The sequence below is a fragment of the Mycoplasma sp. 06067-C1-B144P-99-0482-3 genome, from assembly GCF_051053925.1.
Lineage (GTDB): Bacteria > Bacillota_I > Bacilli_A > Mycoplasmatales > Mycoplasmataceae > Mycoplasma > Mycoplasma leachii.
This window is the reverse complement of record NZ_CP144017.1, coordinates 825,463-845,455: the sequence shown is the minus strand read 5'-3', so window position 1 is coordinate 845,455 and position 19,993 is coordinate 825,463. Positions and strand designations below refer to the sequence as shown.

Below are 19,993 nucleotides of genomic sequence, written 5' to 3'. Positions count from 1 at the left end.
CCATTCTATCTATAAGTTGGATTTAATCAACTTTATAAAGTTTTCATCTTTTAACCCTATAGCTACTAAAATATCTTTTCCACATGCTTTAGATAATTCTTGTTTTGTTAAAACATTAAAAACACATTCGATATTTCTTGAAAGACATTTATCAATATATTTCTTTTTTTGTGCTAATCCCATATCTGAACTTAAAATCACAAACTTAATTTTATTTAATTTTATTTGTTCTAATAATTTAAATCCAATTATTAGGTTATTAGAAGTGTATGCCATTCCAATAGCTTTTAGTAATTTATCTTTTTGCATTAATAAATTCTTCTAGTTGATCATAAATAGATACATCTATTTTTGATTTTAAACTTTTTGCAATCAAATTTTTTTCTCTTGCTATTTTTAAACTATTTAAATCTGGTTTTAGATACACACCTCTACCGTTAGCTTTATAAGTAGTATCAATAAAAATCTCATCATTTTTATTTTTAACAATTCTAATTAATTGATGTTTTTCTAACATTTGATTTGAAGCGATATCTTTTCTTAGATTTTTATTTTTATTAATCATAGTATTTGTCATAATCATCTAATGAATCAATATCAATATCTTCTTCGTCTTCTTGTTTTAAAATCGCATCATTAAATGCTTTTAGATTTGCATCAATTTCATCAATATCTGGTTCATTTTCTAAATTGAAATCAATATTTAATTCTTCTTTGTGTTTTTGCTTTTTAGAACTAGGTTTTGATATTTCAACTTTAGTTAGATTTGGTTTAGTGTCTGTTTTAACTTCATCATTTTTTAATTCATCTTTTATAAGAATATTATTATTAGTTGTAATATTAACAACTGTATCATCTTTTTCAACTTCAACTTTAACTACTTCATCATCTTTATCTTTAATAGCATTAATGATTGTTTTAGCTTTATTACTATTTATTTGATCTTTATCATTGACTAAGTCTTGGCTGTCTTCTTCATAAATCTTTGCATCTTGTTCTTGTTCCACCTCAGCTTGAAAAGCCATTAATGCATCAACATCAATAATGTTTTCTTCTCTTTTCTTTACAGGTTTATTAATAACAGTATTAACTATTTTTTCTTCTTTTTTAGATATTTTAGTTTTAGGAATGTATGAATTAGTTTCAACTTCTTGTTTTGTAGTATCACCATTTCATAAAATATCCATATTTTCTTTTAAAGCAATTGAATAAGAAAAAATATTAATTTTAGTTTTTAATAAGCTAGCAATTAGTTTAACAGTAATCCCTTGTTTTCCAATAGCTAGTGATAGTTGAGAATCAGGAACAACAATATCATATTCATCACCAATTTTATTAATTGAAATTACTTTAACAGGAGTCATTGCATTAATTAAATAAGTTATTTGATCATCACTTCATCTAATAACATCAATTTTTTCACCCTTTAAAATATCACTAATTCTATTAATTCTATTACCACCAACTCCAATAATAGCTCCAATTGGTTCAACATTTTGATTATGAGTAACTACGGCAACTTTTGAACGTTTTCCAGGTTCACGACTTACAGCTTTTATTTCAACAATTCCCATTCTTACTTCTGGAACTTCTCTTTCAATTAATTTTGTTAAAAAAGCAGGAGCAGTTCTTGAAATAGCGATTTGTGATAATTTACTTTCTTTTTCAACAACTTCAATATAAACATCAATAATTTCATTTATTTGAAAAATTTCATTATTAATAGTTTTATTTTTTCACAAATAAGCAGTTGTTCCATTAATATCTAGAACATAATTATTTTCTCTATTCATTCCCACTACTTTAGCTTGAACAACTTCACCTTCTAAACTTATAAATTGTTCATAAATTCTTGCTCTTTCAGCTTCTCTAATTTTTTGTTGAAAAATTTGTCTTACTTGGTTAACTACCATTCTTGAAAATTCTTCGCTAAATTCAATTGGTTTATAAATGATATCTCCAATTTGAGCATTTGGGTTTTGTAATTTTGCTTTTTGTAGTGTGATTTCTAGTCAATCATCATCAAGTTCTTCAACTACTTTTAGTTCTTGATGCATAGTAATTGATCCTGTTTTTTCATTAATATCAATTTTAATAATTGCATCAGTATCATAAAATCTCTCATAAGCTTTTTGTAATCCTTCTTTAAGACCATTTATAATACTTTCTTTATTAATTCCCTTTTCTTTTTCTATTAATTTAATTGATTCTAATAGTTCTGTTCCGTTTAGCATATATCTCCTTAAAATCTAACTGCATATCTTATAAATTTAATGTTTTTTCACATAACATCTAAAGTCTTTTTTTGACCTTTTATAAAAAATAAAAAACTAAATGTATCAGTATCATTATTGTATTTAATTAAATAACCTTCAAATTCTTTAACTTTTTTTATTTCATTATTTAGTTGAACATAAACTCACTGATCTAAAGCTTTTATTAGTTCTTCTTGACTTCTAATTTGTTTTTCTATTCCACTGCTTGAAATTTCTAATAAGTATTTTTGATTTGTTTTAATTATTTGATCAATTTTGTTTGAAACTAGATCATTTGCTTTTATTAAAATATCAAAATCTAATGGTTTATTAGCTTGCAAGGCATCTTCTACTAGTATTTGAATCATGTCATTTTCAAATTCATTAAGATTATTAATCTCATAAACTTTTAAATTTAAAACTTCTAATTCTTTATTAACTAATTCATTAATTTGAAACTTTATTGATTCAAAATCCTTCATAACACTCCTTAGTTTAGAAAAAATAAAGCAAGGTATTAAAAACCTTGCTTTTAGCTTTATATATTATTTTTAATACATATAAATTATATATGCTTATATTAGTGTTTTCAAATTATTTGATAAAAGTAGTTGGATTATTAAATACTTTAATATTATGATTTGTTGGTATTTGTGATCTAGTTAAAATAATAGTTTGTGTATCTGAACTTAATTTATTATCACTTGCTTTATATCTAATATTAAGTTTTCCCAACATCTAATATTAAGTTTTCCCAAAATAGCATCTGGTATTATAAAATCTTTAGGAACATCTTTTCAAGTAGTGTTATTAAAGTTATATTCTAAATTATCTAATTGATTTGTAATTTTAATAGAACCACTATCTAGTAATTGGATTTGAGCTTCAGGTCTTTTATGTTTTTGAATATTAAATCAAACTTTATTATTAGTATTAATAATAAATTTATAATCTTTTTTCTTAATTGATTCTAATTTAACTTCTACATTATCATATGAACTAAAATGATCTAAATATAAAATATATGATTTATCTTGTTGTTCAATTTTATTAATTAAAGCATTACTGATATTAAAGTTTCCTATTTTTAAATCATCAACTTTTTTATCAAATTCAATTCTAATAGCGTGTTTATTATATTGTTCAACTTTAATAACATTTATATCACTAACAGCTTGATTAGTTTGATAATTAAAAGTATAACTCGCTTGTTTATTTGGACCAATTACTAAAGTAAATTTAGAAGATTTGATATATGAATCTAAATTTCTTTTTTCAAATGCTTTATTAACTGTAATAAAGTTACGTTCATTAGTTATAATATCTAATTTATTTAATTGTTTTGTTTCTGGATCTCAAGCATTATCAATCAATGCTATTGCATCATCTTCACTAACAACAAAATTCTTAAATTTTAAATTTCTTAAACGAGTTCCCTTGTTATCAAAATCACGATTAAAATTATCTTTTTTTGAAAAATCTTCATTAGTATTTAAAAAGAAATTAAATTTAGTGTGATCTTGATCTTTTTCAACTCTATCAGAAGTTGTATCAACATGATATCATTTATCATCAATTTGAACTAAATTTCAAGCATGTCTTACTCCAGAGCTTTCTCTACCACTATCTCCTTCTACAAATCTACAAGGAATACCCATTTCTTCAAGTATTAATTTTAAACCTTTAGCATATCCTGTACATACTGTGTATTTTTCAACTAATGCTGAATGAGCATTTTGATTTTTTAATGAATTTTTTAATGTACGATCATAATCATATTTAATTTCTTTAGTTACTCATTCATAAGCCTTAGTTAATTTTTCTAAAGGTGGTAAACTGTTTCAATTCTTTTCAATAACTAATTGTCTAGCTGCTTGTTTTGCTAAATCTTCATTATTTAATAATTCACTTATTTCATCAGAATAAACTCTAATAACTGCTGAATATAAATACCCTTTGTATTCAGCTCATAGTCTTGCTGATTTTTCATCAGGAGATCTTCCATCAGATTCTTTAGTATCTTTTCATTTTAAAGTTCCATCATCAGTTAGTGTAAATGTTGCATTATCTTGAGAGTCTTTTGATGTAATAACTGCATCAGTTGGATAAGATATACGTTGATATCATTTGATTTGTTCTCTTGAAATTGGTTGTAATGTATTTTTATCAATAAGTTGTAATTTGATTTCTTTATTTTGGTGTTTATCTAATATAATTTCATCTTTATCAAGTTCAAATCTAGGATGAGAATAAAAATTTGAAGCTACTTGATTATTTAACATCATTTCTTTAGCTTTATTTTCTGGTAATTTAATTTCATTAAAAGCTTTAAGAGTTTGATCTATATATTTGTTATTAATTTCATCTAAACTAGCATTTGAATTTATACTTATATCATTGTATGTTTCTTGTTCATAACTATTTAATTTAATAAATTCGTTAGTATTTTCTTTTTTTCATCACGTTCTTTTTTTGATATAGGTGTTATTAATGATGGATTTGATTTATTAGTAGAATTAATATCAGATATTGATTCTTTTAAATTTATACTATCTGATTTATTTTTATTAACATTAGTTTTTTCAACTTCAAATTTAACTTTAGTAGTTCCAACAAATTGATTAGAATTTTTAATATTAATAACAGCATTAGAACTATCGATCATTTTTACTTCTAATTGATCTTTATTTAAATTAGTTAATTGATTATCATTTAAATCTAAAAAAGTTTTAATAATAGCTTCTGGGTTATTATCTGTTAATTCATACAAATTAGTATTTAACTCTAAGTTTTTAATATCTGTTTGTTTGTTATGTAAAATAGTGGTTTTATTATCATTTGTACATGAAACTACAACAATACTACTTGTTAAAGCAGTTAAGCAAGTTAAAATTGATATTAATTTAGTTCTTTTCATTACTTATTTTAATTTTCTATTAATTTAGTTCTTATTTTAATGTTTCTATTTTCATTTAATAAATAAAATACTATAAATATTTAATATATCATAAAAAAAATTAAAAATCAAAGGTTCTATTTTTATATTTAGTTGTTGGTTCACTAAATTCTTTAATGTTTTTTATAAAAATTTCTTTATTATAGTTTTGACGCTTTTTTATAGAATCTAACATTGATTTTTCTAAATAATTATCTTGTAAAAATATATAATAAGTGATTGTGTTTTTAGATCCAATGCGGTGATTTCTTTTTAAAGCTTGAGCATGATAACCATAAGTTGCTAGAGAAAATAAAATAGTTTTATCATATTCTTGTCAATTATTTCCTGTTGATCCAGAAGAATAATTTGCAATAATTACACGTTTTTTACTATTAGCTTTATCTTTTTTATCTAAATTTAAATATTCTAAATAATTAGTAATATCTTTTTTATTACCATTTCAAATATCAATTTTATAATCTAGTTTTTTACAAATCTTATAAATTTCATCAAACTCAGGATCGTAATTATAAAAAATAATGTAATTATCACTTTTATCGATTAAAAGTTGTTCTAATTTATTTAATCTTGAATAATCAAATCAATAATAATCTTTACTATTACCTTGAAATCCAATTGAAATTTGTCTAGTTCTTAATCATAAAGATGCATCATCACTAGCTATTCATTTATCATCAGGATAGCTTAAATTTTTATAATATGGGTTTTTAATAAGATTTAATTCTCTTGGCTTATAGTCTGATTTAATATTATTTTTATTACAAAAGTTTAATAAATCATATTCTGTTACTTTTTTATTTGTAAATAGTTCAAATTCATTACTAATTGGTAGTTTTATACCAATAAAATGTTGTTTTGGTAAATATATTGTTGGAATATTTTTAGTAGTTAAGGCAAATTGATTAATTAATTGTTCTAATTGTTTTATATTTTTATAACCATTAATTTTATAAACTTTACGATAAGCGTTATTAAATTGAGTTTTAATACAAAATTGATTTTCAAAATGATATCTACTCATTTTTAAACCTAAAAACTTCAACTGATTAAACATATCAATAGCTCCAGTAGTTTGTGGAGTTCCACTTAATAAGTATAAATAAGTGTTAAAAGCTTGTTTTTGAACTAAATCAATAAAATTTTTAATACCAATTGAAATTAAAGCTCTTGAATTTTTAATATTTTGACTTTCATCAAGAATAATAGCTATTTTTTGATTTTTATGTACATTAACAAATTCAGATAAATAGCTAAAAAAGTTTTCTTTATTAATATTTAATAAAAATGAATGATAATTAATGATAATCGCTTCTTTTTGATTATTATTAAAACTGGCATTTTTTAAGTTAGTTTTTAAATAAACTTTAAATTTTAAATCATTTTGTAAATAATTTGTAAAACTAGCGTCTTGATCAGCAGTTTCTAAAGTTTTACTTCTACTAGCAATTACAATAATTGCATCAACTTGATTAATTTCACAAAAACCTAAACTTAAAATTGTTTTTCCACTACCCATATCTAAAAACAATCCTAACTGATTTTTGTGTTTATTTTTAATAATCAATTCTTTTTGCCAATCAAATAATTTATTAAAAATTGTCATAATATATCCTTAATTTCATAATATAATTTCACTAATAAAAAAACAAGTAATAAAATACTTGTTTTATTTTGCTTTTTTAATAGCATTCATTGTTTTTTTAATATCAGCTTCAGATGGTTTTCTTCCCATGCTCATATACATAGCTCTAATTTGTTTTTCAGTAATTGGTGGGTTTTCTTTTAATTGTTTTTTAACCATATATCTAGTAATTACAAACCCTAAAATTAATCCAATAATAATTGCTAGAATAATTACACCAATTAGCATTCCAGCTAACTCACCATTTGAAAAAGTTTTTGTTAATAACATTAAAATTTCTCTTTTCTATTTATTTAAGTTCTCTAATATTTTATTTATAATATTTTCTTTAGTAAATCCAAACTCTTTAATTACATTATTAGCTGGAGCTGATTCACCAAAGCGATCAATTCCATAAACTAAACCATCATCACCAACATATTTATATCAAATCGCACTTGCTCCCATTTCAATTGCAATTCTTTTTGTTTTTTTATCTATGATTTGATCTTGATATTTTTTATCTTGCTTATCAAATAAATTAGTTGAAACCATTGAAACTACTTTTGCTTTTAGGTTGTGTTTTAATAATTCTTCTTTTATATCAATTGCTAAACTAACTTCACTACCACTAGCTATTAAAGTAATAGTTGCATCAGCTTGATCACTAATTATATAAGCTCCATATTCAACTTTATTTAAAACATCATCATGATTTAATTGTTTAACATTTTGTCTAGTTAAAACAATTGAAGTTGGAGTCTTATCAAGTTTTGTTAAAGCAATTTTATAACAAGCAACAGTCTCACTAAAATCTGCGGGTCTTAAAACAACATGATTTGGAATAGTTCTAAGCATTGCTAGTTGTTCAATTGGCTGATGAGTAGGTCCATCTTCACCAACTGCAATTGAATCATGAGTAAAAATATACAATTGTTGCAATTGCATAATAGAAGCTAATCTCATTGCTGGTTTTAAATAATCAGCAAACACAAAAAATCCACTAGCAACTGGAATTAATCCTTTATGAGCTGCAATTCCATTATTAATTGCACCCATTCCAAATTCTCTAACTCCATACATTATATTTCTACCAGTCTTATTAGAGCTAGTGAATTGATTATCAGCACCTTTAATTCTAGTTGAACTTGATAAATCAGCACTTCCACCAATTAACATTTTTTCTTTATTTGCAATTTGTTCAAAAATTTTTCCTGAACTTAGTCTTGTTGCTTCATCACTGTTTGGAACATTTTCTAATAAACTATTAAAATCAAAAGTAATTTTTTTATCAATTGCATTATCTAAATACTGGTTTAATTCAGGATAATCTAAGCTATATTTAGCTTTTAATTCATTTCATTTTTCTTCTTTTAATAAACCGTTTTTAGCATTAATTGATCAATGTTCGTAAACACTATTTGGAATAATAAAATCATCATATTTTCAGTCAAAATAGTCTTTAACTTTAGTTATATCATCATTTAAAGGTGCACCATGAACGTCTTTAGTTCCTTGTTTAGTTGAACCTAATCCAATAATAGTTTTAACTTCTATATATGTTGGTTTATCTGAAACTTGAGCTTTTTTAATAGCATTATAAATAGAGTTTAAATCTTCTCCATCACTAACTTTAATTGTATTTCAATTACATGCTTTAAAACGTTTGTGCATATCTTCAATTTGTACATCAACCACATCTGAATCTAATTGCACATCATTTGAATCATGAATTAAAATTAATTTGTTTAATTTGTTTTTACCAGCAAATGAAATTACTTCTTGACTAATTCCTTCTTGTAAATCACCATCACCACATAAAACATAAGTATAATGATCAATTAAATCAAAATTAGGTCTATTATAAACACTAGATAAATGAGCTTCAGCAACGGCCATTCCAACTGCCATTCCAACGCCTTGACCAAGTGGCCCAGTGGTTACTTCAACTCCACTAGTTAAAGTTTTTTCAGGATGGCCTGGAGTCTTACTATCTCATTGTCTAAATTGTTTTAAGTCTTCAATAGATAAATCATATCCAGATAAATGTAAAGCTGAATATAATAAAGCACTACCATGACCAGCAGATAAAATAAATCTATCTCTATTAAATCATTCTGGATTCTTAGGATTAAAATTCATAATTTTGTTAAATAAAACATAAACAATTCCAGCTGCTCCTAAAACAATTCCAGGATGACCAGACTTTGCTTTATTAATTGCACTTACACCTAATATACGCAATGCATTTAAATTATCATTTTTACTGTTTTTCATTTTTCTCCTTTTATTTAATAGAAATCATTTAATTTAATATTTAAAATTTTTTATTTAAAACTATTTCTAAATATCTTTTTTTTAATAATTCAAATTCTTCGATTTTATCTTCTGTTAGTAAACCTTTTGCTTTTAATAACGAATATTCTTTAATTTTTTTAATAATTTCTTCAAGTGATAAATCTTTAATGTTATTTGACATTTTTTATCTCCTATTTATTATTTTATACTATTATAAACTGAGTTTTATAGATTGCTAATTAGCATTTTTTAATAATTGACATATTTAAAAATAAAAAACACTTTAACTTTTTTTAATTAAAGTGTTTATAGTAAAACTAACTAGAAACTGGAGTAATAACAGTAGTTTTATTAGATTCTTGTAAAGCTTTTTGATCTTTTTTAGATTTTTTTTCTTGTTTAATTAAAAATTCTAAACCTTCAAATCTTGTACATCATAAACTGTTTCAAGTATTTGGTACTCTTTTTAAAACTAAAATAGAAACTTCAAAAGTTGAAATGATTAAAACTGGTTCTATAGCAGCATCAATTGGAAAAACAATAAATTTCTTGATTAAAGTCACATAAACATATGAATTTTTACCAATAGCTAACATAGCAACTGGATGAGAAATAAATGTTAAAGTAAAGCTTGCAATAAACAGTAAAACAAAAACTGAAATCATAAATGATAATCTTGATTTTTGTTTTCTAATAAAAACTAATGATCCTAACATTGCATAAATCATATATGCAGCCATAAATGAAAAATGAATAAATATATTAGGATTAATCATCCCAGCTGTATAACTTAAAGCTCCAACTAAAGCCCCACCCATAGGACCAAACAACATACCAGATAAAAATAAAACAAAATTACCAAACATTAATCGCGCACCAAATACACCACTATAACCAATAATATTTGTTAGTAAAACAATTAATGCTACTTGCATTGCCATCATTGTTAATTTAATAGTTGTAATAGTTTTTAAAAATTTAGGATCCATTACATAAGCTATTACAAATAAAAAAATAATTACACAAATAGCAACACCATTTGTTAAAAAGAACAACATCTTAGCCTCTCTTTTTTAATTTAAATTATTTTTACATTAATTATTGTATCAAGTATCAGATTATTAAGTATATATAAATTATTTTTTTAAAGCACTACTTTAAGTGTTAAGCTTTTTTAAATATCGTTTTATTAGTTTAATTGCTCTTTTTGAATAATTTTTTTTACTATTATCAGATAATTCAAAACCATTAATCATATCAACTAAAGCTCAATTAATTCTCATTGGACTAAAATTAGTATCAGTTTTTAATAAGTAATTATAAAGTGAACCTATTGTTGAATTTTTATTAGGTAAAATCATTTTTTTATTATTTAAATATCTATCTAAATTAATTGCTGTAATTAATCCAGAACAAACTGATTCAACATATCCATCAACTCCAATAATTTGACCTGCAAAAAAAATATTTTTATGTGTTTTTAATTGCACACCTAAATTTAATATTTTTTTAGTGTTAATGTAATTATTTTTATGCATAACACCATATCTCATAATTTTTAAATTTTCTAATCCAGGAATTGAACTAAAAACTTTTAATTGTTCATTTCACATTAAATTAGTTTGAAAATTAACTATTGTATATAAATTATCAATAACACTATCTTTTTTTAATGTAATAGTAATATAAGCGCTATTATTTTTTGGTTTAAAATGATTAATAAATTCTTGTTTGTTTTTAGCTAAACTTTCAACGCTAAAATAATTGTTTTTTTCTAGTAATTTAATTTCATTTTTTAATGGTGAAATAAAAATTTTTGCACTAATTAAAGCATTGTAAAATTTTTCAAATTGTTCTTTATTTAAATCACAATATAAATAGTTCAAATTATTATCTAAACTATAACAAATATCCATATTTATTGATTGTTTTAAAATAGTTGGTTCTACAGTATCAAATAATTTTAAATTCTTTTTATTAATTAAATTTTCTAATTTATTTAAAAAATCAGGTGTTGAAATAGGACCAATTGCTATAATTGTTGGAATATTTAAATTGATATTTAAATATTCTTGTTTTATAATTTTTAAATTATTAAAAGTTTTTAAATAATTAGTAATATAATTTCCAAATTCAATTCTATTTACAATTAGTTCATTATTTTGATTTATACTAGCATATTTTGCTGCTTTTATAATTAGTGAATCTAGTAATTCTAATTCTTTTTTTAAAGTACCAACACTAGTGTTTAAATCAGTTGATCTAAATGAATCTGAATATGCTAATTCACAAAAATAATCATAATGTTGAATTGGATTTTTTTTAATAGTTTTAATTTCATACAATTCAACAAAATAGCCTTTTTTTAATAAATAATAAGCAGCTTCACACCCTGATAGACCTGCTCCAATAATTCTTATTGTTTTCATATTATTCTCTTATATTTATAATCATAAAAAAATAATTAATAAAGTCTATTAAAGTTTTAAATAAAGATAATAATTTTTAATTATATTTATAGTTTTAGATTTTATTGCTTTTTTTATTTAATTTAAAAAATATGAAAAAAAATTATATTTATTAAGAAATTTATCATTTTTACCACTATAGGTCTAAAATATCAATAATATTGTCAGTATATTTCTTTTCACTTGTATAGTGTCATTTTTTAGTTGTACCATCTAAATACTTATTAGCTGAACTTAATCTTTCCATTATTTGATTAAATGAAAATCTCTCTGTTAAGCCTTTTTCTTCAAATTCTTTTTTCATTCTTGAAGTGATTATAGAACTTATTAAGTTTATAAATTCAGTAGCAATTACACTTGTGTTTTGCTGTACTCTTACAAAATCCAGTTCAACAATGTTTTTATAGAAGTTGAAAAATTCTTCAATTTCTCATCTTGTTTTGTAAAGATCATATATTTGTTTTAAAGATAAATCTTCGTTGGAAATAAAAGTAATTGTTCCAAAAAGATTTTCTTTTTCTTGTAAAAGTTCGTTATTAAAACTTTGTTCACGATTAACTTTATCTAAATAAACTCTTCTTTCTTGGCTGTAGTCATTTGTGCTTTTAAATGAATATAAAAATTCGCCTTGATCTAGTTTTGCTTTTTTACATAAAATAATATCCTCATCAGAATTGAAAGTCATTTCATATTTAGATAACTCTAAAGCTTTGATTCTTTTATCGTTTCTTTTAATAGGGAAAAGATTTTTAACATTTTTCTTTTGAGTATTTAATTTATCTAAACTTTCTTTAGAAAGAATTCCTTTATCTCCCATGATTAAGCAATTATTTAGTGAAAATTCATCAATAAATCTATTGAACGCCATTGTATCTAGTGTGTTTCCTTGAAAAACCTTACTTGCAATGGGTTCTTTTTTGTTTAGGTCAAAAGCATATAGAACAGAAATGTTTTGCACCCCTTTAGTTCTAGCTTTTCACGATCATTTTGTAAAATCAGAACTTTTAGAACTACATTTTTTTTAACATACCATCAATTACAATAGTAGATCCAGGAGAAACAGTATCGATTCTATTTTGAATGAATTGTTTGATGCATTTGTAGTTATATCCTAACTTTTCTAAAAACCTTGAAATGTTACTAGATGAAAGTTCTATACCTGGAAATTGTTCAGAGAAAAATGAACATTGATATTTTCTATTAATTTCTCGATTAGTGATATTTCCATAAGCTGCTCTAATAATTGCTATTGCATAAATTATTTTTGCATCTGAAGGATTATAAACTTTGCAAAGATCTTCAAATACATCTTTTGATAATTTATAAGCAATTTCAGTTCTTCCGAATTGTTTTATGTCACACAAAGCAAAGTTAAGTCTACTTGTTTTAGTTTCTACATATTCAAAGTTTATTATTTCACCGATTTTACCCAGTTCTACAGGAACAGATTTTCCATTTTTTCAAACACTTGTTCTTTTAATAACATCATATCTATTTCCGTTTTTCTTTACTCTTGTATTTTTTGGTCTTTCGACAGCTAATATCTCTTTTGGTATATGCATTTTCCTTCTCCTTATGTAGTGCTTTAGTCACTATAATTGTATTATATTTTTCGTTCTTTTTCTACAGTTTTTAGCTGCTTTTTTATATATTTTTTTCTATAAAAATCCTAGGTTTTATCGATATTTTGACAAAATAGGCAAAAAAATAGCATTTCAGCTATTTTTCATATATTCCTATAGTGGTTTTAACGGAAAGTTCTTAATTTATGATTTTTAATACAAAAATACTAATCAATAACTTTTAATAATATAAATACATATTTTATAAAAAGAGATGAGAAATTGAATTGCTTTTTAAACAGTTTAAAAATGTGCTTGAACAAAACGAAGCAAATGTACAAGGAAACTATAGATTATTAGCAACTGAATTTATTAACTTTTTATCTTCAATTATGCTTTGCAGAATAAAAAACCACCTCTTAAATAGTGGCGTTCTTGACAATAGAACAATTAATGAAACTTTTAGATATTTATCGAAAATAATCAAGAAGAGAAAGTCTAGAAAAAGAGAAAAATGAGATGATGTTGAAACATTAAAATATATTAAAGAAATGAAGTCTATTTTAAAAATATAGTGTCCAAAATTGGGAATTTTTTAATATATTGCTTGATAGTAATTTTTCATGGTGCTTTAAGCAGGCCTCAACTAGAATACACTTGACATTATATATATATATATATATATATATATATATAATCTGTCTTATCAAAAGATAAACAACCAATTGTAAAGGACATTATATGAAAAAATTATTAACATTACTAGGTTCAATATCAGTAGTTGCTAGTGGGGGAGCTGTTGCGGTTGCATGTGGTAACGCGCCAACTAATGATAAAATAGATAGAGCAGAAGGTGAACAGGCTGATCAAGCTCAAAAAGATGGAAAAGCACCTAACTCAGGTGGACAAGCCGATCAAGCTCAAAAAGATGGAAAAGCACCTAACTCAGGTGGACAAGCCGATCAAGCTCAAAAAGATGGAAAAGCACCTAACTCAGGTGGACAAGCCGATCAAGCTCAAAAAGGTGAAGCTGGTGGTTCAAATGGAGAACAAAAAACACTGCCATAGGTTTTTGAGAAAAAATTAATATACTTTGTAAAAGACAAATAATCTAATATTATTTAACATAAAAATTAATAAAATTTCAAACAAATTATCAATTTTTTAATTTTTGAGCATAGAAAAAACAATAAAATGATATTTTTTATAACATTTTATCCATATTATTGATTTTTACAACTAATACATATAAAATAATTTTTTAATTTAATAAAGTAAGAAAATGATAATTTAAACTTTTTTTGAAAAGTTTGTAAAAAATTTAAAAATTTTTATGAGAGGTTGATAGTAAAAATTTGACTTAGTTTGTGTTTTTAAATAATTGTATTCAGAACATCAATATATTAATTTTTGTAAGTAATTTTTAAATGATGTAAATTTTTTTCTAAGTTTATATTTTCATTTTTTAATCAATGAATGAAATATCTCTATGATAACATTATCTGAGCAGCTATAAGTTCTTCCCATACTTATAGTTATTTTATTTTTATAGGCTCACTTTTGGTATTTTTTAGAAAAATAAACTGAACCGTGATCTGAATGCATAATTAGGTTGTCTTTTCATAAATTGTCTTTAATAAGTTGTCTTTTAAAGCCTTTCATATTTCTCATAATTAATTCAGTATCATTTTTAAAACTAAATTTAACATCAATTATTCTTCTAGTTGTAGCTTCTAAAATTGTTGATTGGTAGAACTTTATACCAAAAATGCTATGAAAAGTAACATCAGTGTAAAAAACTTTATTTTTACCATAAATATTTTCTACAGATTGAAATCTTCTTTTGACTTTATCTTCTATGGCATCACTTTTTTTGTTTTTTGTTTATTAATAGTTCTATTTGATTTTCTAACAAAACCTTGTATTCCTAAAAAACTCATTATTTTTTGAATTTTATTAATACCTATCTTTTTTAAACCATATCACTTTGAGTTTGGATCATTTCTTGCTATTTCATAATATTTATAAACTCTTCTATAACCAAAATCCTGATGTTTATTCCAAATGGTTTTAACTATTTCTACTCTTCATGTATCATTTTTAGTAATTATCCATTTTGGTTTATAATAACGAAATCTTCTATATAGGGTTTTTTCACTAATATTTATTCCAACACTTCTTAATAAATTCAAAATAATATCAATTGGAATATTATATTTATTTCTTAACTTATTTAACTTTTTATATAAATTTATATCCAATAAATCAGAAAGCACTTTTTGAATTTTATAAATAATTTCTAATTGATTAGTTATTTCTTTATTTACTTTATTATCAATTTGTTTTCTTTCAAAAGCGCCATTTTTATATTGTTTTATCCACGCTTTAATAGTATTTTTTTTAACACCAAATGTTTTTATTGTGTTAACTGTCTTATTTTTAATAGCGTATTTTGCTACTTTTATTTTAAAATTTATATCTTCATAAGTCGCTCTATTTTTATTTAACATTTTGACCTTTTTACTTTCTATAATTATATTTCATAATATTTTAAAGTTTTATGATAGTATATAAGTTGAGAAAGACAAACTAAAATAAATATGACAACTATCGGGTTAAAATACTTGATAGTTTTTTGTCGTTTATATAAAAACTAAGTATTATGCCTATTGGATGTGAAAATAACTGAAATATTTTTTACTTCAAGGAGCAAAATATGGATAATAAGATTAGTATCCAAAAAGAAATAATTTATGAAATTAATAATGCTTTTAAAAATAAAAAAATAAATCAAACTGCAAATTACTTAACTAATAATTATTTAAATCAAGCAACAAATAGTGGTTTTTTAGTAAAAGCAATCGTAATTCCAAGAAAATATACACTTGAATCATCAAAAAATACAGGTATTTGAATTACTAATGTTCAAAATGATACTAGAATTTTTATACCAAAAAATTTTGTTTATGATGAAGATAAATCTAAACAAGTTGTCTTAATTGCATTACCACTATTTATAAATAATAAGAAATTTAATTGTTTTTTAAGAACTAAAGGCAGTCAAAGATCTAAAAACATTGGAATTGTTAAAGCTTACCTATTTTTATTAAAAATTAATGTTTTTTACTATATTGAAAAGGGAAAAGAAAAATTAAAACAAAATATAGAAAAAATTAAGCAGGTTATTGATAAAACTTGAAATAGAACAGAAAATTGAGTTAAAAAAGTTTATAAAAAAGAAAAAGGTCAAGAAGATAATAAAATTAATCAAATAAAACAAAAAACTAAGTTATGAACAACTAATAAAGATTTATTTAATTATCAAAAAAGAACAGAACCAATAGTAGAAGAACTTGACTACGCTTTTTACTTAGAAAAGTTTTTTAATTTTGATGATTCTAATTTACAAGATGAACATATTTTTGAGTTTACTGAAGAAGAATTAGAATGTTTAAAAATTATATAAATTAAAATTTAAAAATAATGAAATAAGTGCCTCTAATGCATATTTGATAATATTAGAAAACAAACAATTAACAGCGGATAAAAGATATAAAAATTAAAAAAATCAGTAAAAATTATTCTTAAATTTTGTAGGTTTCTAATTTGAATTTATTCAAATACTCTAATCATTATTTTTAAAAGAAAATATAGATAAAAAGTTTAGGATTTTTATCCTAAACCTTTTTTGCGTAGTTAAATTTGTTAAATAACTATAAAAATATCATTTTTAAGTAAAATTTTTTATGATTTTAAACGACACTAGGTTTTTAAAGATTTGTTTTTCAACAAATTTTTACAAAAATAATAAAAATAAGAGATTTTTTTAAGTTTCTAATTAAAGAATACAATTAAAGAATACAATTAATGAATATAATTAATGAATACAATTAATGAATATAATTAATGAATACAATTAATGAATATAATTAATAAAAAAAATATAAGAAATACTATAAAATTAATTGTTTAGAAATATAAAAGAATAATTTATTCTTATGTAGGTTATATAATTTATTTATGAGATATTTGTTTTAGAAAGAGATTTATTATGAAGCCAAATTTTGTTGAAGAAGAATATGAAATTGAACTTTCTAAAAAGCGTTGCGAAGAATTATGAGATAGAGGTATTATCAACACTTTTGAAGTTGGAACATGAAAAGGTTTACAACAAATTCATAAATATATTTTTCAAGATGTATTTGATTTTGCTGGAGAAATAAGAAAAGTTAACATTTCAAAAGGTGATTTTATGTTTGCCCCTTTATTATTTTTAGATGATAATTTAAAAAAAATAGATAAATTACCTGAAAATACTTTTGATGAGATTATTAACAAATATGTTGAAATGAATATTTGTCACCCATTTAGAGAGGGTAATGGTAGATCAACTAGAATTTGACTAGATTTAATACTAAAAACAAGATTAAATTTAGTAGTTAATTGAGAATTTATTGATAAATATAGCTATCTTTCAGCTATGGTTAGATCAACTGTTAATCCAGCCGAATTAAAAGAACTATTAAAAAAACATTTAACAGATAAAATTAACGACAGAAAAACTTTTATAAAAGGTATAGTTAAATCTTATGAATATGAGGGATATTATATTAAAATTTAACTGTTAAATAAGTTCAAAGTCCATTTAGGACTTTTTCTTTTGTCTTCTATTGTTTTTCGTGGGTTATTATACAAAATGGTACTATAAGTTATAATTATATTATCAAAGAAATTAGAGAATAATAGATCTATTCTAACAAGCCTAATTTATCTTTGAGTTCATGGGAAAACCTTGAACAATCACTTTTAACCCTCAATACGATTCCTGAGATCTCGTCAACTAACTCACTAGGTAATCCATTGGGGTATTTTTTTATGTATAAGAGTGTTTTGTCTAATCCACTATGAATTCTTCTTGTTTGGTTTATCATTGTTAGTATTTTTAAATCTTCTTTTCTACTTTCATCTAATTGTTTTCTTCTAACAAAATCAACTTCAACTCAATCAGTTGAACCAATTTCTAATGGCTTTGCAATATAGCGTTTAGTATCTGTTCTAAAGTAAAGTTGTTCATCTGAACCAATTACAAGTTGAATATTTTCTTTTTTATAAAATCTAAAACGTTTACCAAATTCATCGTATGGAGCATAAATTTTAGTTTTATACTCTGCTACACCATTTGCAAATTTTCTAGGTATAGGTAGGTCAAAGAATTTTTCAACTTCATTTTCACCTAGTTGTCTAAATGCATTATCTCTTTTTCTTTTTTTACATTTACTATTAACAAAATCTATTAATTTGTGTTTTATTTGATTTGCTTGTTCAATTGTTTTTATATCATTTTGTTTAAAGAAGAAAGGTGCATTTTTTTGGACTGTATCTCACATTCTTTCAACATGTGGTTTTGCATTAGCATTAGATGAAGAAATCACCTCTATACCCCTATTTTCAAGCTCTAAACGCGTTCTAGCGTTATTTCTTTCATCTTTTTTAAAATTAGCTCTATTATCAGTAATAATTCTTTGAGGATAGCCATAAGTTCTAAATATTGTTTCAAAAATTTTTTGATAAGAATTTAAAGATTCTTCGTATTCTTCAAAACACATATCAAGTATTTGATTAGTTCCAACATCAACAGCCATAACACATGTTGCTATTGTGTTATTTTGAAAATAATAATGAGTACATCCATCTACTTCTATTACCTGTCCAAATTTATAATTGTTTGCTACTGCTAGTCTGTGTTTTTCTACGTTTTTAGGCACATAAAAAACTAGCTCATTGCTATACCTAATTAATTTTCCTTCTTCTTGTTGTCTTCTTATTTTTTTAACTTCTTTTTTGGTTTTACGTTTGCAATAAGGGCTTGCATAACCTTGTTGTATTAGTCTCCTATTTAAAGTTGAATAAGAAATTTTATTTTTAGTGTTAGTTGACATAAGAGTGCTGTGATAGTTTTCTAAAGTTAAATAAGAACAACTAGCATTATTTACATCTCCACCAGTTATTTTTACTTGTTCTTGGTATTTTTCACCTAAATTATGTATTATCTCATCACTATATTTTTGAGCATTTTTATTATTAGTGTTTTTATGTGAAAGAATTAGCTCTGCTTCCTTGTTCTTTCATTTAATATATTCACTTTTATATTTTTTTACAGTAGAAAGTGATTTTTGAAACTGTATAGCGATTGATAACAACTTTCTGTTAGGCTCTTTTTCAAAAGTATCTATTATAAGTTTCTTTTTTTCATTAAACTTTTTATTTTCTTGGATAACAAACATTAGACCTCCTGTTCAATTATAAGACCACAGATCTGTGGTCTTATAATTGGTCTGGTACCATTTTGTTTAATAATCCAACAACATTTTATCCATATTATTGATTTTTAAAACTAATACATATAAAATCATTTTTTACTTTAATAAAGTAAGAAAATGATAATTTAAACTTTTTTTGAAAAGTTTGTAAAAAATTTAAAAATTTTTATGAGAGGTTGATATGTATAAGCAAAGATGGGAAATTGAACTTGTTAATAACTTTTACAAAAACACTTTGGAACTTGATTCAGTTAAAGTTCATGATGATTTAAGTGTTTATGCAGATGAATTTATCAATATGATTACATTAATTATTGGTTATAGAATTAAAAATAAATTTGAAGATGCAGGTTTATTTAAAACTACAACATATAGAGAAATAATGAAAAATTTTTAAACAATATAAAAAAGTTCAAATACCAGATAAACCTGATATTTGATACTTAACAAGAGTTGCTAAAAAGAATGAAGAGATAATAAACAAGGTCTTATATAGTTAATTTTTTGGGA

General features: G+C 23.3%; 16 protein-coding genes and 4 pseudogenes. 5 read left to right on the top strand and 15 right to left on the bottom strand.

Going from position 1 to position 19,993, the window contains the following annotated elements; translation table 4 throughout:
* Nucleotides 1–9: 9 nt before the first annotated feature.
* From V2P32_RS03755 to V2P32_RS03695, 13 genes and pseudogenes are all read right to left on the bottom strand, one after another.
* Complete coding sequence (locus tag V2P32_RS03755; protein WP_434343372.1) at nucleotides 10–309, bottom strand: L7Ae/L30e/S12e/Gadd45 family ribosomal protein; 300 nt, start codon at nucleotides 307–309, stop codon at nucleotides 10–12.
* Nucleotides 296–583, bottom strand: coding sequence for an RNase P modulator RnpM (rnpM, locus tag V2P32_RS03750; RefSeq protein WP_011387220.1), 288 nt, complete (start codon nucleotides 581–583; stop codon nucleotides 296–298). The genes V2P32_RS03755 and rnpM overlap by 14 nt, the downstream gene beginning before the upstream one ends.
* Nucleotides 558–2,234, bottom strand: a complete 1,677-nt coding sequence (gene nusA / locus V2P32_RS03745; protein ID WP_434343371.1) for a transcription termination factor NusA — start codon at nucleotides 2,232–2,234, stop codon at nucleotides 558–560. Before nusA ends, rnpM begins: the two co-directional genes overlap by 26 nt.
* 8 nt (nucleotides 2,235–2,242) lie before the next feature.
* Nucleotides 2,243–2,737, bottom strand: coding sequence for a ribosome maturation factor RimP (gene rimP / locus V2P32_RS03740; RefSeq protein WP_434343370.1), 495 nt, complete (start codon nucleotides 2,735–2,737; stop codon nucleotides 2,243–2,245).
* A gap of 124 nt (nucleotides 2,738–2,861) precedes the next feature.
* Nucleotides 2,862–4,669, bottom strand: a pseudogene (locus V2P32_RS03735) (MAG6410 family transglutaminase-related lipoprotein); the annotation flags it as partial.
* A gap of 8 nt (nucleotides 4,670–4,677) precedes the next feature.
* A complete protein-coding gene (locus tag V2P32_RS03730; RefSeq protein WP_434343369.1) occupies nucleotides 4,678–5,172 on the bottom strand; it encodes a hypothetical protein in 495 nt (164 codons plus the stop codon).
* A gap of 100 nt (nucleotides 5,173–5,272) precedes the next feature.
* Nucleotides 5,273–6,817: an SNF2-related protein gene (locus V2P32_RS03725; protein WP_434343368.1), complete on the bottom strand. Its 1,545-nt coding sequence runs from the start codon at nucleotides 6,815–6,817 to the stop codon at nucleotides 5,273–5,275.
* A 63-nt stretch (nucleotides 6,818–6,880) separates the two neighbouring features.
* Entirely contained in the window at nucleotides 6,881–7,126 is a 246-nt protein-coding gene (locus V2P32_RS03720; protein ID WP_107669565.1) for a YneF family protein, read from the bottom strand.
* Between the two features lie 15 nt (nucleotides 7,127–7,141).
* Nucleotides 7,142–9,112 carry a transketolase gene (gene tkt / locus V2P32_RS03715; RefSeq protein WP_434343367.1) on the bottom strand — a complete coding sequence of 657 codons (1,971 nt, stop codon included), beginning with the start codon at nucleotides 9,110–9,112 and terminating at the stop codon, nucleotides 7,142–7,144.
* 40 nt (nucleotides 9,113–9,152) lie between these two features.
* Nucleotides 9,153–9,314 carry a hypothetical protein gene (locus V2P32_RS03710; RefSeq protein ID WP_013447890.1) on the bottom strand — a complete coding sequence of 54 codons (162 nt, stop codon included), beginning with the start codon at nucleotides 9,312–9,314 and terminating at the stop codon, nucleotides 9,153–9,155.
* Nucleotides 9,315–9,450: 136 nt separating this feature from the next.
* On the bottom strand, nucleotides 9,451–10,191 hold the full coding sequence (locus tag V2P32_RS03705; protein WP_434343366.1) for a folate family ECF transporter S component: 741 nt from the start codon (nucleotides 10,189–10,191) through the stop codon (nucleotides 9,451–9,453).
* A gap of 99 nt (nucleotides 10,192–10,290) precedes the next feature.
* Complete coding sequence (gene trmFO / locus V2P32_RS03700) at nucleotides 10,291–11,562, bottom strand: methylenetetrahydrofolate--tRNA-(uracil(54)-C(5))-methyltransferase (FADH(2)-oxidizing) TrmFO (protein WP_434343365.1); 1,272 nt, start codon at nucleotides 11,560–11,562, stop codon at nucleotides 10,291–10,293.
* Nucleotides 11,563–11,737: 175 nt separating this feature from the next.
* Nucleotides 11,738–13,163: pseudogene (locus V2P32_RS03695) on the bottom strand (transposase).
* 254 nt (nucleotides 13,164–13,417) lie between these two features.
* Here V2P32_RS03695 and V2P32_RS03690 point away from each other — a divergent pair.
* Together V2P32_RS03690 and V2P32_RS03685 are read left to right on the top strand one after the other, a co-directional pair.
* A pseudogene (locus tag V2P32_RS03690) lies at nucleotides 13,418–13,738 on the top strand (IS1634 family transposase); the annotation flags it as partial.
* Between the two features lie 166 nt (nucleotides 13,739–13,904).
* Nucleotides 13,905–14,231 (top strand): lipoprotein, encoded by a 327-nt coding sequence (locus V2P32_RS03685; protein ID WP_434343364.1) that lies wholly within the window; start codon nucleotides 13,905–13,907, stop codon nucleotides 14,229–14,231.
* Nucleotides 14,232–15,019: 788 nt separating this feature from the next.
* Here V2P32_RS03685 and V2P32_RS03680 read toward each other — a convergent pair.
* A complete protein-coding gene (locus V2P32_RS03680) occupies nucleotides 15,020–15,673 on the bottom strand; it encodes a hypothetical protein (RefSeq protein ID WP_434343363.1) in 654 nt (217 codons plus the stop codon).
* Between the two features lie 206 nt (nucleotides 15,674–15,879).
* Between V2P32_RS03680 and V2P32_RS03675 the strand changes: the two genes are divergently transcribed.
* The gene (locus V2P32_RS03675; RefSeq protein ID WP_434343362.1) at nucleotides 15,880–16,629 is read left to right on the top strand and encodes a hypothetical protein; all 750 of its coding nucleotides are present in this window, start codon (nucleotides 15,880–15,882) and stop codon (nucleotides 16,627–16,629) included.
* Between the two features lie 585 nt (nucleotides 16,630–17,214).
* Complete coding sequence (gene fic, locus V2P32_RS03670; protein WP_434324682.1) at nucleotides 17,215–17,784, top strand: protein adenylyltransferase Fic; 570 nt, start codon at nucleotides 17,215–17,217, stop codon at nucleotides 17,782–17,784.
* A gap of 127 nt (nucleotides 17,785–17,911) precedes the next feature.
* Here the strand turns inward: fic and V2P32_RS03665 are convergent, their stop codons facing one another.
* Nucleotides 17,912–19,447, bottom strand: coding sequence for a hypothetical protein (locus V2P32_RS03665; protein WP_434343361.1), 1,536 nt, complete (start codon nucleotides 19,445–19,447; stop codon nucleotides 17,912–17,914).
* A 211-nt stretch (nucleotides 19,448–19,658) separates the two neighbouring features.
* On the opposite strand from V2P32_RS03665, the pseudogene V2P32_RS03660 reads away from it, so the two are divergent.
* Nucleotides 19,659–19,983, top strand: a pseudogene (locus V2P32_RS03660) (transposase); the annotation flags it as partial.
* Between the last annotated feature and the right edge of the window lie 10 nt (nucleotides 19,984–19,993).